The organism is Aureimonas sp. D3 (assembly GCF_001463805.1).
GTDB classification, from domain to species: Bacteria; Pseudomonadota; Alphaproteobacteria; order Rhizobiales; family Rhizobiaceae; genus Aureimonas; species Aureimonas ureilytica_A.
In genome coordinates this window covers 1-15091 of record NZ_BBWM01000068.1, presented here as the reverse complement: position 1 = coordinate 15091, position 15091 = coordinate 1, and the positions used below count along the sequence as shown (strand labels likewise).

The 15091-nt window shown below is 66.2% G+C and carries 15 protein-coding genes; 3 read left to right on the top strand and 12 right to left on the bottom strand.

What is annotated here, in order from left to right:
• From AUL36_RS20820 to AUL36_RS20770, 11 genes are all read right to left on the bottom strand, one after another.
• The coding region (locus AUL36_RS20820; RefSeq protein ID WP_374700794.1) for a YeeE/YedE family protein at positions 1-240 on the bottom strand (240 nt) is incomplete at its 3' end.
• A gap of 12 nt (positions 241-252) precedes the next feature.
• Entirely contained in the window at positions 253-600 is a 348-nt protein-coding gene (locus tag AUL36_RS20815; RefSeq protein ID WP_062223890.1) for an ArsR/SmtB family transcription factor, read from the bottom strand.
• A gap of 534 nt (positions 601-1134) precedes the next feature.
• Positions 1135-3777 carry a LuxR C-terminal-related transcriptional regulator gene (locus tag AUL36_RS20810; RefSeq protein ID WP_062223888.1) on the bottom strand — a complete coding sequence of 881 codons (2643 nt, stop codon included), beginning with the start codon at positions 3775-3777 and terminating at the stop codon, positions 1135-1137.
• Positions 3778-3844: 67 nt separating this feature from the next.
• On the bottom strand, positions 3845-4933 hold the full coding sequence (locus AUL36_RS20805) for a DUF917 domain-containing protein (protein ID WP_062223885.1): 1089 nt from the start codon (positions 4931-4933) through the stop codon (positions 3845-3847).
• The gene (locus AUL36_RS20800; RefSeq protein WP_058598542.1) at positions 4933-6024 is read right to left on the bottom strand and encodes a DUF917 domain-containing protein; all 1092 of its coding nucleotides are present in this window, start codon (positions 6022-6024) and stop codon (positions 4933-4935) included. Before AUL36_RS20800 ends, AUL36_RS20805 begins: the two co-directional genes overlap by 1 nt.
• A 3-nt stretch (positions 6025-6027) precedes the next feature.
• Positions 6028-7572: a hydantoinase/oxoprolinase family protein gene (locus AUL36_RS20795; RefSeq protein WP_058598543.1), complete on the bottom strand. Its 1545-nt coding sequence runs from the start codon at positions 7570-7572 to the stop codon at positions 6028-6030.
• Positions 7573-7616: 44 nt separating this feature from the next.
• Positions 7617-8687 (bottom strand): ABC transporter ATP-binding protein, encoded by a 1071-nt coding sequence (locus AUL36_RS20790; protein WP_062223883.1) that lies wholly within the window; start codon positions 8685-8687, stop codon positions 7617-7619.
• A 63-nt stretch (positions 8688-8750) separates the two neighbouring features.
• The gene (locus AUL36_RS20785; protein ID WP_062223881.1) at positions 8751-9878 is read right to left on the bottom strand and encodes an ABC transporter substrate-binding protein; all 1128 of its coding nucleotides are present in this window, start codon (positions 9876-9878) and stop codon (positions 8751-8753) included.
• Between the two features lie 35 nt (positions 9879-9913).
• Complete coding sequence (locus tag AUL36_RS20780; RefSeq protein ID WP_062223879.1) at positions 9914-10720, bottom strand: ABC transporter permease; 807 nt, start codon at positions 10718-10720, stop codon at positions 9914-9916.
• On the bottom strand, positions 10720-11655 hold the full coding sequence (locus AUL36_RS20775) for an ABC transporter permease (protein WP_082655983.1): 936 nt from the start codon (positions 11653-11655) through the stop codon (positions 10720-10722). The genes AUL36_RS20780 and AUL36_RS20775 overlap by 1 nt, the downstream gene beginning before the upstream one ends.
• A gap of 22 nt (positions 11656-11677) precedes the next feature.
• Positions 11678-12448, bottom strand: coding sequence for an aspartate/glutamate racemase family protein (locus tag AUL36_RS20770; protein ID WP_062223877.1), 771 nt, complete (start codon positions 12446-12448; stop codon positions 11678-11680).
• 188 nt (positions 12449-12636) lie between these two features.
• On the opposite strand from AUL36_RS20770, the gene AUL36_RS20765 reads away from it, so the two are divergent.
• The 3 genes from AUL36_RS20765 (at position 12637) to AUL36_RS20755 (ending at position 14443) form a co-directional block, all read left to right on the top strand.
• Complete coding sequence (locus tag AUL36_RS20765) at positions 12637-12954, top strand: hypothetical protein (protein WP_062223875.1); 318 nt, start codon at positions 12637-12639, stop codon at positions 12952-12954.
• 295 nt (positions 12955-13249) lie between these two features.
• Positions 13250-13924 carry a spermidine synthase gene (locus AUL36_RS20760; RefSeq protein ID WP_062223873.1) on the top strand — a complete coding sequence of 225 codons (675 nt, stop codon included), beginning with the start codon at positions 13250-13252 and terminating at the stop codon, positions 13922-13924.
• 201 nt (positions 13925-14125) lie between these two features.
• A complete protein-coding gene (locus tag AUL36_RS20755) occupies positions 14126-14443 on the top strand; it encodes a hypothetical protein (protein ID WP_082640532.1) in 318 nt (105 codons plus the stop codon).
• Positions 14444-14558: 115 nt separating this feature from the next.
• Here AUL36_RS20755 and AUL36_RS24735 read toward each other — a convergent pair whose 3' ends face one another.
• Positions 14559-14711: a hypothetical protein gene (locus AUL36_RS24735; RefSeq protein ID WP_244497187.1), complete on the bottom strand. Its 153-nt coding sequence runs from the start codon at positions 14709-14711 to the stop codon at positions 14559-14561.
• Positions 14712-15091 lie beyond the last annotated feature (380 nt).

The window sequence follows — 15091 nt, the reverse complement described above, 5'->3', positions numbered from 1 at the left end:
CGTCTTCCCCACCTGCACCGCCGGCAGCGCGTAGCCGGCGAGCGCCATCACCGGGACGGCAGCCAGCAGCCCGACCAGGAAGGCGAGGCGCCACGAGGTCTCTGACCCGCCGGGCTTGAGCGCTCCGTCGAGGATACCGCTGATGCCGGCGATGCGCCCGTTGGCGAGCAGCAGGATCGCGGCGGAGAGGCCGATCAGCAGGCCGCCGCCGAGGGCGGACATGGGGGTGAACTGGTCCATGCTCGCAGCGCCTCAGGCGGTGAACGTGTGCGAGGGGGGCGCGGCGGTGGCCCCGTCTTTCGGCGGGCAGAACAGACCCTGGAGCGCCCCGAACAACGCCTCGATCCGGGGATCGGCGATCCGGTACCAGAGCGTCTGGCTCTCGCGCCGGTAGGCGACGATGCCTTGCTCGCGCAGAACGGTGAGATGCTGGGAGAGCGCCGACTGAGACAGGCCGACGGCCTCGGCGAGCGTGCCGACGTTCGCCTCGCCCATGTCGAGGAGCTTGCACAGAAGCATCAGGCGCCGCTCGTTGGCGACCGCCTTCAGGATCGCGGCGACCTCGCTCGCCTTGGCTTCGAACTCCTGCACGTTGTCCATGACGCTCTCCTTATGTGAGAGACATCTAATTTAGAATAATATAATTTAAAAGGGCGCGAGTTAGAACGCCCACGTATCGCGACCATGCCGTTGGTCGACGCGATCGAAGATAGGCATCTGCATGGCACTACAGGAGTTGGGAGATTGGCTCACGCGTGATCGAGGTCCTGATCGTTGGCATCCGGCCGACATCCGCTTTCCGGATCCGCGATGGCGGAGAGACGTTGAACTTCTATGTCTGCCAGACCCCATGACAAAGGCCGCCAAACAGTTCCTGAGCCAGGTCTTGAACCGTTCGCCGCATCCCGGGCTTCGGTAATCTGGACCGACATGAACCGGGCTCACAACGAGGCGATGGCCTTCGTTGCGCGGGTAGCATGAAGGCGGCACGGATGTGCCCGGCTTGGGCCGCCGGACGCCAAAAGCGACTCGAAACGGCTTGAAGCAAACCCAGATCCTGGCCCACCGCGCATCGGCTGATATCTCAAGCGCTGACCCTGCAATCAGAGCCTGCCGCGCGCAGGTTCCATCGGATCATCGTTCTCCTCGTTTGTGGCCGCCCCCCGGTGTGGGAGACTGTTCAAGGAGGCCCATGGCGGAGGCGAGGGAAACGGCTACGGCGCGGCGGCTGACGCCGAGCTTGGCGAACAGATTCTTGATATGGAACTTCACGGTCGCCTCCGTGATACCGAGGTCGCGGGCGATCTGCTTGTTTCTGTGGCCGGCGGCCATGAGAGCGAGGACGCCGAGTTCGCGCTCCGACAGGAGGCCCAGACCGGGACGCTCCAACCCGCCGCCGCCGAGCGCCAGAACGCGGTTGAGAAAGGCCGCGATGTCCGAAGGAAAGGTCGCCAGACCCGAGCGCCGCATCAGGGCCCGCACCAGATCGCGAAAGCTCTCGCCTTCCGCCACGAAGGGCTCCACCAGATCGTGCTCCAGCGCCAGCGATGCGGCCTCGATCAGGGTCTCCATTCCTGCGGCTGGATCGTGGCCGGCATGGCAGGCTTCCGCCAGAACGATCCGGGCGCTCAGTCCGGTCAGCGCGTCGTCGTCGTCCTGCGTATGAGACACAAGGTCGAGAAGCAGGCGGCGCGCTTCATCGCTCTCGCCTTGCCGCAGGCGGAGCCGGGCGAGCGCGACCTGCGCGTCGCGCATCTCGCGGCGCGTCGGCCATCCGCCCTCGCCCGGCAGGGCGCGGGCGGCCTGTTCGGCGGCCCCAAGCGCGCCGGCTAGCGTCAGGAGTTCGACGCGCAGGGTCGTCACCACGAGGTCGAGGCGTGGCAGACGGCGGTCTTCGGCGATCCGCGCCGCGCGGTCCGTGATCCGCATTGCCTCGTCCAGGCCCTTCAGCCGAAACCGGCACCGCGCCCAACTGACGAAGCCGCGCGCATAGAGATCGACCCAGCCCTCGCCCGCCGCCACGAGCGGCAGGCACTCCTCCAGAATATTGTCGGCGGCGCGCACGTGGCCCTGGCGGTAGAGCGCTTCGGCCAAAGGGATGCGGGCGATCGCCAGCAGCGTCTCGTCATTACCTTGCGTGCGCCGGGCGAGGTCTTCGGCCTGCCGGCTGAAATGGGCTGCGGCCGCCAACCGACCGCCCATCAGGTTGACCAGCGCCAGATGCACCAGCATGAAAGCCTGCGCATAGGGGGTGCCTTCGCTGCGGTAGCATTCCAGCGCTTTCAGCGCGTGGAGCCGGGCCCGCCTCAATGCGCCCTGCCGCGTATGGGCAATGCACAAATGGTTGTGCAGCCAGCCGAGCTCCCAGGTATCGCGCAGGCGCTGCGAGCGCAGGCGGTTCTCCAGCCACTCGATCTGCTCAGGCTCGAAGCGACGATCTTCGTAGATGTCGAGAAGCGAGTCGATATGGACGACGACATGCTCGGGCAATTCGGCCTGGCGATCGTCCCGCGCCAGCGCCTTCAACTCGTCCATCGCCTCTCGCGCGGCGAGAATTCGGCCCTCTTTGGCCAGAACCAAAGCGGCGCAGAGGCGCAGCCCCGGCGATGCCTCGATCACCTCAGTGGGCAATCCGTCCAGAAGCCGGCGCAGCACCTTGTAGCCCGCCCGCAGAAAGAGATCGACGCCGCCCGCCGCCTGGATCGTGTGGGCGGCAAAGCCGAAATCGCCGGCATGGCCGGCATGCAGAACCGCCTTTTCGATAAGGCCTTGGCCGGCGAACCAGGCGGCTGCCTGCGAATGAAGCTGCCGCGTTTCCTCGGCCGCCAGATCGATGCGCAGGACGGCGCGCATCATGGGATGGCAGGCGAACCAATCCGCCCGCTCGTCCAGCGGAAGGAGAGCGGGCACGAGATCGTCCAGTTTCTCGGGCGAACGCCCGTCGGCGGCCCCGGCCAATTCGCAAATGAGAAGGCGCGGCGCTTCGCCGAGACAGGCCGCGACCGACAGAATGGTCGCGTCCCTTGGCCCCGTCCCAGCGAGGACCTCTTCCCGCACGAAGCTGCGAATATCGGGATGGGCACCACTGCACACCCGCTCCATTTCACGCTCGTCACGTCTGCCTGAAAGCGACAAGACGGCGAGCCTGACCAAGGCCGGCCATCCGAGCGTGGCCTTGCAGAGCCGATCCAGGTCACCCGGGCTCCAATGGGGCGCGAGACGCCGCGTTTCCGCCGTCGTGAAAGCCAGATCGGCGGGGCCGAAATCGCTGAGAAGACCACGGATTCGAAAGCGCGAGATGGGAATGCCGGGATCGTGGCGCGAGGCCATGACGAGGCTGATGCGATCGGGCAGTATCTCCAGAAGGGGTCCGAGCAAAGGCCCATGAACAGGCGCGACGCCATCCAGAAGCACGACGCTGCGTTGCGCCGGAATGGCGGCAATGGCCTCGATCACCGTATCCAGCGAGATTTCGGCGTCTGCGGCCAAGTCGGCAAAGCCGAAGGCGGCGGCGAGCGCGGGCGCAAGCGGCTTGCGGCCGAGGCGTGCCATGTCTAGCCAGCCGACTGGCACCCCGTCCATCCGCAGCGTCTGGTAAAACGCGGCGAGAAGCTCGGTCTTGCCGTAGCCTGCGGGGGCCAGAACGCGCACGATCTGGCCCTCGACAGCCGATCGAAGGCGCTCGATCAGCGAGCGCCGTTCGATGATGTCGGGCATCCGGCGAGGCGGGCGGAACGCTTCCGACGCGAGCCCCCAGCGCTTGTCTGTCGAATTCATGCCATCAGGTGCCCAACCGCCTTCCGTCGCAGAAGTGCTGCACTGGAGGGCGGCCGACATCAAGGTTCTACGTCTCCGACAGCGGGCGATACGCGTGCTTCAGGCCGAAGGCGGCCGGGCCGAAGATCGCCAAGGCTTCGGGCGTGCGCATGATCTCTGGCACGCGCACAGCCAGGATGTTGACGCGCTGGCCATAGCGCAGGCGCTCGGTCGGGATGGCTTCCGCCGTGTCGAGATCCAGAATGGAGATGAGGTCGGGCACGACGGCCAGCACCTGGCCACCTTGCTCGGCCACCAGATTCTCGTTCTGGATTTCCACCAGGATCGGATCGGCCCCCGGCTCGAAAGGCTCGATGCGTACCGTGCCGACCGACCAGCCATTGACCTCGCGCCGCGAGAGATCGCCCACCTTGCCCGCGCCGATGAGCCGCGCGCAGCCGTAATGCGTGCCGGCGAAGAAGGCGACGAGCGCCTGGACGGGATCGCGCCGCGCCGCTTTCGCCTCGCGCAGCGTGCGCCCGATGCCGACGGCGAGCGACATCGTGCCCGGCACGGAAACCCGGCGCGCGCTCGCCCCGTCCATCCCGTAATTGGCGACATAGGCCTGGCCGCCCATGCGGATGGTGAGCCCGCGCGCGATCCATTCGGCCTGCGCCGCGCTCGGCGTAACGATGACGGAGACATTGCCCTTCTCGTCGGCGATGGCGGTGGGGCAGGCGGGGACGCCGTAGACGTTGAAGGTCTCCATTTCGAGCTGGGGAAAGGCGCGGCCCATGCCGTCCGCGTCGATCACCGGCAGGCCGCGCCGGGCGGCCACCGCGATCGGCACCATGGAGTTGACCCCGCCCGCCTCGAAGGGGATCACCGCCTCGATGCGTCGCGCGGTATGGCGCTCCCAGGCGGCGAAGGCCGTCTCCATCTCCTCGCCGCCCGGCAGTTTCTCGATCAGGATGGTCGGAGCGCCCATCGCCCCGCAGGCGACGACCTGCGCGCCGTCGGGCACCTCCTCCAGCGACAGGAGGCGGACGGGGCCGTGCTCCTCCAGCGCCGCGCGGGCGACGAGCTTGCCGATATAGGGATCGCCCCCGCCGCCCGTGCCCAGAATGGCCGCGCCGACGGCCAGATCGTCGAGATCGTGAATCGTGATCTCGCGCATCACAGGGCCATGGTTTCGATCGGCACGAACGGATGGTCGAGCCCGAAGCAGGACGGGCCGAACACGGCCAGCGCTTCGGGCGTGCGCATGATCTCGGGCACCGCCACCGCCATGACGGAGACGCGCTGGCCATAGCGCAGGTTCTCGGTGGTGATCGGCTCGGCCGTTTCGGAATCCATGATGCAGATGAGATCGGGCACGATGGCCTTCACCACGCCGCCGACGCGCGCGATCAGGTTCTCGTTCTGGATTTCGATCTCCATCGTGCCGGAGAAGCGCCCCAAACCATCGATCCGAGCGTGCCCCAGCGAGAAGCCGTTGCGCGTTTCGCGCCTCATGTCCGCGATCTTGCCCGTGAAGATGATGCGCCCGTGATGGTAGAGCGTTTTGGGCAGCAGCTCCAGCAGCGCCTCGAACGGGTTGAGATGGCGGCTCTTGGCCTCGCGCAGCGTGCGGCCGATCCGCATGGCGAGGGTCAGCGTGTTGGGAATGGCGGTGCGCTTCACGTCCGCGCCCGACATCGAATATTCAGCGATATAGGCGCAGCCGCCCATGCGGATGGCGACGCCGCGCGAGAGCCATTCCATGTCCCGGTTGTCGCGCGCCATGATCAGCGCGTGGTCGCCATCCTCGTCCGAGACGACCATCGGGCTGCCCGACACGCCGTAGACGCCGAAGGTCTCCATTTCGAGCTGGGGAAAGGCGCGGCCCATGCCGTCCGCGTCCACGATGGGCAGGCCGAGCCGCGCGCCGACGACGAGGGGAATGGTGGAGTTGATGCCGCCGATCTCGATCGGCATGGTGGCCTGCGCCTTGCGGCCGAGATGGCGCTCCAGAACTTGAAGCGAGTTCACCGCCTCCTCGCCGCTCGGTATCTTCTCGACCAGAACGGTCGGCGCGCCCATCATGGCGGTCGGGATGACGAAAGCCTCGTCATCGAGGTCGGACGGATCGATCACCTCGATCTCCAGCCCCTCGTCCAGGCATTGCTGCGCCATGAGACGGCCGACATAGGGATCGCCCCCGCCGCCCGTGCCCAGAAACGCCGCGCCCAGCGCCAGATCCTTCAAGTCTTCGGAATTCAGCTTCATGGTTCAGGCTCCGATCACGAGATCGCCGACGGCCTTGACGCGAATGCGCGTGGCCGATCCCGGCAGGTAGGCGAGCGGCACTTCCTCGATATCGACGATCTTCACCGAGCCCGCCGAGGCGCCGGCCTTGACGGCATGGTCGGCCGCTTCCTTCTTGGCGCCGTCGAGAACCGCGTCGCGCGAGGTGCCTTCCAGCGAATAGATGCGGTCCACCTCGCCGCCGACCTGCGCGATGGCCGCGCCGATGGCGTTGGCGACGGACGCGTTTTCCGGCCGGATCACGCGCGAGGCGGACGGCAGATCGCGCGACACAAGAATGGACCCGCCGCCCACCAGTACGACCGGCAGGGGCTCGGCCGAGGTCTTCATCCGGTCCACCGCCTCGTCCACCATGCGATGCATCGTATCCAACGCGGCGTTGACGGTGGCGGCCGGGATATGGGCGACGCGCGAGCGGTCCCCGATATCCTCCAGGCCAGCGGCCACCACGATGTCGGTGGTGGTCAGGGTGTCGCCGCCAAAGACCAGCGCCTTGGAGGTGATCTCGTAGCCGACCGAGTCCGGCCCGATGCGCCGGCCTTCGTCGCGCACGCGCGAGCCACCGCCAAGGCCGATCGCGAGCACGTCCGGCATTCGGAAATTGGTTCGCACACCTCCGATATCGACGGCCACAGCCGACTCGCGCGGGAAGCCCTGCATCAACATGCCGACATCGGAGGTCGTGCCGCCGATATCCACCACCATGGCCTCCTTCTCGCCCGCCAGCATAGCCGCGCCGCGCATGGAATTGGTGGGGCCTGAGGCGAAGGTCAGGACGGGATAGCGCTCGACATGCTCGGGCGTCATCAGCGTTCCGTCGTTCTGGCTGATGAAGAAGGGTGCGGTGATGGCCATGTCGCGCAGCGCCTGCCGGAAGGAGGCGACGACATGGCGCGACAGATCGGCGAGGCAGGCGTTCATGATCGCCGCGTTCTCGCGCTCCAGAAAGCCGACGCGGCCGATCTCGTGGCTGAGCGAGAGCGCGATGCCCGGCACTTCCTCGCGCAGGATTTCCGCCGCGCGCTGCTCCATGATCGGGGTGACCGGCGAGAAGACGGAAGTGACCGAGGCCGCGCGCAGGCCTTTTTCGCGGATTTCGCCGGCGATCCGCAGGATCTCGCGCTCGTCCAGCGGGGCGATCTCGCGCCCGTCGAACTCGTGCCCGCCGCGCACCATGTAGCGATGGCGGCCGAGCGTGGTGGCCAGATCGTCCGGCCAGTCGGTCATCGGCGGCAGGGCGCGGGTCGCGGGCAGACCGAGCCGGATCGCGGCGACCTGCAACAGGCGGCGGCGCTCCACCACGGCATTGGTGAAATGCGTGGTGCCGATCATCACGGCCTGGATGGCGCCGGCGTCCACCCCGCTGAGGCGCAGCACCTCACGCAGAACGGAGACGACGCCGGACGAAACGTCGGCCGTGGTGGGAGACTTGCAGGCCGCGACAACGCGCAGGCCATCCATCAGGGCGGCGTCCGTGTTGGTGCCGCCCACGTCGATTCCGATCCGCATGGGGTGATTCCTCGAAGATTGAAAGAAAGGTCGGGTCCGATCGCTCAGCCCGCGAGCGCCTCGCAGCGGCTCGGGTCCCAGCCCGCCAGAACCGACGTGCCAGGCGGGAAGCGGCGCTGGTGCAACTGGTTCTGCCGCTCGGCGGTGAGTTCGACCCCGCCGATCGCGAGGCGATAGCGCACGATCGGCCCCTGATAGGTTTCCGATAGGATCGTCGCGGGAAAGCGCACCGTGCCGGCAGGCAGGGTCTCGGCATCCACGACGATGTTTTCGGGCCGCACGACCAGCTTGGCGACCTGATGAGGCGCGACGCCGGCACCGGCCCGCGCCTCGAACTCCGCCCCGGCGAAGCGCACGCGGGCGCTATGCTCCGAAACCGCCCCGATCTCGACATCGATCAGATTGGAATGGCCGATGAAGCTCGTGACGAAGAGCGTTTCGGGCCGCTCGTAGATATCTTCGGGCGTGCCGACCTGCACGAGGCGCGAGCGCTGCATGACGCCGATCCGGTCGCTCATGGTGAGCGCCTCGTCCTGGTCATGCGTGACATAGACCGTCGTGATGCCGAGCGAGCGCTGGAGGTCCTTGATCCAGAACTTCATTTCCTCGCGCATGTTCTTGTCGAGCGCCGACAGCGGCTCGTCCAGAAGCAGGATGCGCGGCTCGGTGACAAGGACGCGGGCGAGCGCCACGCGCTGCTGCTCGCCGCCCGAGAGTTGGCGGGCATAGCGCTCGCCGTAGTTCCTGAGGCCGACTTGCGCCAGCACGGCCTCGACCTTGCGTCCGATCTCGGCCTTTGGAACCTTGCGCATCTTCAGGCCGAAGGCGACATTGGACGCCACGTCCATATGGGGAAAGATCGCGTAGTTCTGAAACACGATGCCGATGTCGCGCCGCTCGGGGGGCAGGGCGGTCACGTCGTCCTCGCCCAGCCAGATGCGCCCCTCGCTCGGCTCCACGAAGCCCGCGATCATGCGCAGCGTCGTGGACTTGCCGCAGCCCGAAGGCCCCAGCAGCGAAAAGAACTCGCCGTCGCGAATATGCAGTTCGACATTGTCGACGGCGCGCGAGGCGCCATAGCTCTTGGTCAGCTTGATCAGCCGGATGTCGGTCACGGGAGCAAAATCCTGCGAAGGGGAGCGAGACGGGCGGCTGGGGCAGCCGCCCACGCGGCGGCGTCAGGAGGCGAAGATTTCGTTCACGGTTTCGACGATATCGTCCTCGTGTTCGAGGTAGCTCTTCCAATCCGGCATGAAGAGCCCGTCCAGCGCGTTGGCGGTGTTCTCGACGCCCTGGCTCAGCAAGCCGGCGGGGAGCTTGGCGTCGCGATTGGTCGGGCGGTAGAAGAAGACTTCGCCGACGGCGGTCTGGTAGGCCGGGTCCAGCGTGCGATCCACGAGGGCGAGCGCCAACTTCTTCTGCATGGGTTCGAGATACCGGCTGACGGTCTTGGTCTGCGTCAGGATGGATTTGGGATTGTCCCAGATCCAGGCATCCACCGGCACGCCCTTGGCCTTCTGGAGATAGACCTCGCCGTCGTTCTGCACGGCGATCTCGACCTCGCCGCGCTCCACCAGCGCCTGCATGTTGCCGGTGAAGTCGGAAATCTTCATCGGCATGGCGGTGCGCATGGCCTCATAGCCGGCGTCGAGATCGTATTGATCCTTGCCGAAGTTCATCGCGCTGGCGATGAAGAAGTCCATCTGGAGCGTGTTGGTGGTCACATAGGTGCCCCGTTTGCCGGCATAGCGCTCGGCCCAGAAATCCTTGAAGCTGGTGGGCGGGGCGAGGCCCGTGTCGGTGCGGTAGACCCAGCAATAGCGCGAGAAGGCCCAGGTGACGCCCAGCCCGTTGGCGGTCGCGAAGGGCCAGACGCCCTTGGCGTTCGGCATGTTCGCCAGCAGCTCGTCCTGCGGCAGGAAATAGTCGCCCGCGCCCGCCGTCTTGAACATTTCCGGCAGGTTCCAGTTCGTCACGGCATAGGCCGGGTTCTTCGGCCCGCCCGCCACGAATTTCGGAAACCAGGGGAAGGAGCTGTCGTATTCGATGCGGCAGTTGAAGTCCTTCTCGAACTTGTCGAGCAGGAGCTTGCGCTGCGTTTCCTGCCAGAAGCCACCCCATTCGGCGATCCGCAGGGTCGCGCCGCCGGCATCGAAGACCTGACCGTCATAGGTCACGTCCTGCGAGAAGGCGTGATTGATCGAAAAGAGATTGGCGCTCGACGCAACGAGGCCGAAAGCAGCCCCCGCCTTGAGGATCTGCCGGCGGTTCGGGCGGGGAGAATTCATGTCATGCATGTCGGTCATGGCCTGTCTCCGGGAGGGGAAGAGGAAACGTGCGCTCACCGCCCGCCGAAGAGGCGGCGGAAATTGACGAGGCGCGAGGTGAGGATGGTGGAGGCGATCACCAGAAGGATCGCGAAGATGCCGGCTGCGGCCGCCGTCGGCTCGAAGCGGTAGCGCAGCGACGTGTAGATCGCGATCGGCAGCGGCTGCGTGTCGGGCGAGGCGAGAAACAGCGTCACCTCGAACTGGCCGAAGGAGACGATGAAGGCGAAGAGCGCGCCCGCCGAAATGCCCGGCCGGATGATCGGCAGCGTCACGGAGCGAAACGCTTCGAGGGGCGAAGCGCCGAGTGAGCGAGCCGCTTCTTCCAGCGAGCGGTTGAAATCCACCAGCGCGGCCGAGACGGTCGCGATCACGAGCGGCGTCGTGACGATGACATGGCCGATGAGCAGGCCCGTGAAGGAGCGGGCGAGGCCGATGCCGCTGGTCGAGAAGAAGACATAGAGCGCCAGGCCCAACACCACGCCCGGCAGAACCAGCGGCAGCACGAAGAGCGTGCGCAGGACAGGGCCGAGCGCGCTGGTGGTGCGCGTCAGCCAGAGCGCTGCCGCCGTGCCGATCAGCGTTGCGATCAGCGTGGTGACGAAGGCGAGCTTGAAGGAGAAGAGATAGGCCGGCACGAAGGTCGGCGAGGTCAGGAAGGCCCCGATCCAGCGCAGCGACAGGCCCTGCGGCGGGAAGGTCAGGTAGTCGCCCGCGTTCAAGCCCGTCAGCACGACGATCAGGACGGGTACGAGGAGAACAGCGAGCGCCAGCGCCGCGCCGATCTTGAAAGGAAGCGGGATCGTCTCGCCATCACGCATCAGGCGCGCCCTCCGGCGGTGAGCCGCGCGGCGGCCTGATAGAGAATGACGGCCAGAAGGCTGGTCAGGAACAGGATGGCGGCGATCGCCGCGCCGAACTGCCAGCGACCGGCTTCGGCGATCTGCTGATAGATGTGAATGGGCAGCGTCACCACCTTCCAGCCGCCCATCAGCGCCGGCACAACATAGGAGGAGATGGCAAGCGCGAAGACCAGAAGCGAGCCCGACAGGATGCCCGGCATGGACAGCGGCAGCACGACGGCCCGGAAGGCCGCCCAGCGGGAGGCGCCGAGCGAGCGCGCCGCTTCCTCGAAGGAGGGCGGGATCGACTTGATGACGTCGATCAGCGAGATCACCATGAAGGGCAGCGTCACCTGCACCAGCCCGACCACGACGCCGAACAGATTGTACATGAGCGGCAGCGGGCCGGAGATGAGGCCGGAGGCGACGAGCGCGCCGTTGATCAGCCCGTTGTCGCCGAGCAGCACCATCAGCCCGTAGAGCCGGATCACCATGTCGAGCTGCATCGAGGACAGGACGAGGATCATCAGAACCGCGTTGCGGCCGGGATGCTGCGTCTTGGCGATGACGTAGGCGAGCGGATAGCCGAGCGCGAGGCATAGGAGCGAGACGACGACGCCGATGCCGACCGAGCGGCCGATGGCCTCGTAATAGATCGAGCGGGTGAAGATGCGGGCGTAATTGTCGAGCGTCAGCGCCGGAACGAAGGCGACCGAGCCCGACACGCTCTTGTTGAAGGAAATCGCAAAGAGCGAGGCCGTCGGCAGAATGAAGAAGACCAGAAAGAACAGCGTCGCGGGAACCGCCAGAAGCCAAAGTGCAAGACGCGGGGCTCGGCGGCGGCTCGTGCCGGGTAAGACGGCTCCAGGCCCCGCCGTCTCCGATTGATGCGTGAGAGTCTGCGTTCGGTTCATGTCGCGTACCCCTTGACCCCGCTCATTGCGCCGCTGCGGCCAAGCTGGCGCGAAGCGCTTCGAAGCCCGCGACGTCCTTCTCGGGCGGTGGGGGATAGGTCAGCGCGCTGTGGGTCAGGTTTGAGCGCGCGAGGGCGGCCGCGATATGGACCGCATTGGGGATCGGGTCGATGACGGGAATGTCGATCCCCCCGGCGAGGAGCCCCGCGCGCACCGCGCCGGCGCAGCCGAGCAACCCCGTGCATCCGAAGATCACGGCTTCCGCACCATCCTTCTCCACCGCGAGCCGCGCTTGTTCCACGAGGAGACGCTGCGTGGCGTCGAGATCGTCTTCCAAGGCGAGGACCGGGATATCGACGGAGCGCACCGATGCCATGCGCGACGCCAAGCCATGGAGCGCGGCGGCGTTTTCGAACTGGGCGCGCAGGCGGCGCATCACCGTGACGACCGAGAAGCGATGGCCGAGCATCGCGGCAACATGCATGGCCGCCTGAGACGGCCCGACCACGGGAATGCGCACCATTTCGCGCGCGGCGCGCAAGGCCGGGTCGGCCATGCAGTCGATCACCACGGCGTCGACACCCTCGCGTTCCGCCTCCACGATCCGACGGATCGTGTCGGGCGCACAGATGGCGGTCTCGAATTCGCTCTCGATCGACGCCGGCCCCTCTTCGATCTGCGAGCCGCTGACCTTCAGGCCCAGGCCACCGAGCGCTTCCAGCACGGCGGGCGGGCGGAAGTTGCGGGCCGTGATGGGGGAGACGATGCGGACATGAATGGGCCGATCGATCATGCAGGCCTCCTGTTCGATGCATCGATGTTGCGAGACTTGCGAGCGATCCGAAATGGGGTTGAGGGATAGGTTAGGACAAAATCGGGATAGGTTTGGGTTAGGTAAAACCATTCCCAACCTATCCTGTGGGGTAGGTATTCAAGGGAAATCTGCCGGTGCCGCTCAAGGATCGAGCATGATGATCCCACATGTCCAATCGTTGGGCAGGCAGGTCTGTCGCCCTTGAAACCGAAGACGTCGATGGAAGCCTGCTTTGGAAAAAGGGCTTTTCGTTCGATCAGTTCGCGAACTGCCAGGCTTTCCTGGAGGGCCTTCTGATCGCGCGCATCCATGCGGGGCTGATGCGTGAAAGGGAGCAGGGCAGGATCCTGAGGCGTCGACGAAGCCTGACGAATGCACGCAAGCAGACAGCCCGTGAGACGTTGGAGAAGGGGCAGTCGCGAAGCTCTCCCGCGACCAAAGTCTCAGCCGGCAGACGATCCAGCGGACGCGCGATGAAAGCATGAGGAGGCGAGAAACCGGGCCGAAGGAAACGGAGGCCACGAAAGCATGATGTTTTGGGCCGGCTGGCGTTGCGCCGGTCAGTCCGGCAGAGCCTTCTGGTCCGTTTTCGGGAACTCTGACCGAGACCTCCGACCTCGGCGGCGATGATCGTCCCGCTTGACGGCAAAATCTCTCGCCGGCTTTCCGCCTGCGCGTTACCAGTCAGCTTCCAAATGCTACAGCGAGCCTGTTCATGACCCCTCCTCCTTGCATTGTCGAAGCTGAGTGCCGAGGCGCTCTTTCCGAAAGGGCGGAGCGTTGATCCCCTGGGTGCCGCTCGGCACAGCGTCCATTCCAGGCGGCGGCGAATTGCGTCTCATGCGGCGCGGTACGGAATATTCCATCATGATCGGCGGGACCGAACTCATGAACAGCCGCCTCAGCGGCTCGGAGGAGGCCCTGGCCACGCTGGCGGCAGAGCGGATCGGCCCGCGCACGGGGGCGCGTGTCCTGATCGGCGGCCTCGGCATGGGCTTCACGCTGCGCGCGGCGCTGGCGAGCCTTTCGCCGGATGCCCGCGTCACCGTCGCCGAACTCGTGCCGGGCGTCGTCGACTGGGCGCGGGCGGAGATGGCCGATGTCTTCGGGGACAGTCTGTCGGACCCCCGCGTCGACATCGCCGTGGAGGATGTGGCGGACACGATCGGCCGGGCCCGCGGTGCTTACGATGCCATTCTCCTCGACGTCGACAATGGTCCGGACGGGTTGACGCACAGCGGCAATGATCGGCTCTACGGCCCCGCCGGCCTTGCCGCAGCCCTTCAGGCGCTGACGCCGGGCGGCGTCCTGGGGATCTGGTCACAAGGGCCGGACCCGGCCTTTACCACTCGCCTCGGCCGCGCCGGCTTCCAAGTGGACGAGATGCGTGTGAAGGCCGGACGCGGACGTGGAGCAAAACATGTGCTCTGGTTCGCGGCCAAGGCCGCCCGCTAGAGCGCGCACCACCCGGCCCGGCCGGTGCGCAGCCGGCTTCTCCCAGCCGTCTTGATGCTGGGGACGGAACCTCCGACCAGCCGACCCCGCGAGGTTTTGGCGGCAGCTCTTATTATTCGGATTCCGAAAGGATCGACTGCCCCGCGAATTCGTTTGCTGCCCATACGCTCTCGCGCCGCGAGTGCGCTTTGGAGATTCACCATGCCTGCACGTTTCACCAAGCTGGACAACGCCATCAAGGCTGGCCTCAAGAACATGGCCGCCAAGGCTGCCGTCGATCAGATCGAATATTGGGAAGAGCAGCTGAAGGATGTCGACGTGTCTGGATCGAAGGGGATTCTAGCCGATCTCCATTCGCTCAAGACCAAGCTCCAGGCCGACGAGGTGGATGGCGATGCGGTCAAGAAGCTCCTAGCCGATCTCGGGAGCAAGACGGCGAAGGTTGCCGGTCGCGTGGACGACAAATCCGTTTCCGAACATCTGGAGAAGGTCGGCAAGGGCTTGGAAGAAGCCGCTTGATAATCGGTTGAGAACGACCCGTCGGAAGAAAGCTCAGCTTCCGACGGGATACTTTTGGGTCATCGGGCCGAGTGTGCCTCAAGCCCGAACAGGGCGTGGCGCGCTCGCGAGGTACTCAGGGTTTCGGGATGACGGTCGCCAGCTTTCGAAACGGCGACAGGATTTCGAGCCGGCTCGGCACGCCCTTGGCGATGCTGACGATGGTGCCGGGGCCGATCGTCACGGGCGTTTCCTCGGCCTGCGAATAGATGGCTTCGCCTTCCACCACGACGAAGGTCTCTTCCAGATCGCGGCCCGGGATAGTTGTAGATGCCGGGCTCGGCCTTCCAGACGGCGACGATTGTGCCGTTCTCGGTGGAATCCTGCCAGATCTGACGGCGATAGGAGCCGCCCTCGCGCCCTTGTGCCGGCATGGCGGGCGTCAGGTCGATATCATCGGATATGTTGAAGATGGGCATGGTCATGGCAGTCTCCTCGCGGGGTATTGTCAGGCTTTGGGTGAAGGGGGTCAGGCGTGTGGCGGCAGCGCCGCGCCGGAGAGGCGCGTGGCGAGATTGTCGCGGGCGCGGTAGTAGCGCAGCGTCAGCGCGGGGCCGAAGGCCATATAGGCGGGGGCAGCAGTGAGCGGCTCCAGCTTCAGCGCCAGCT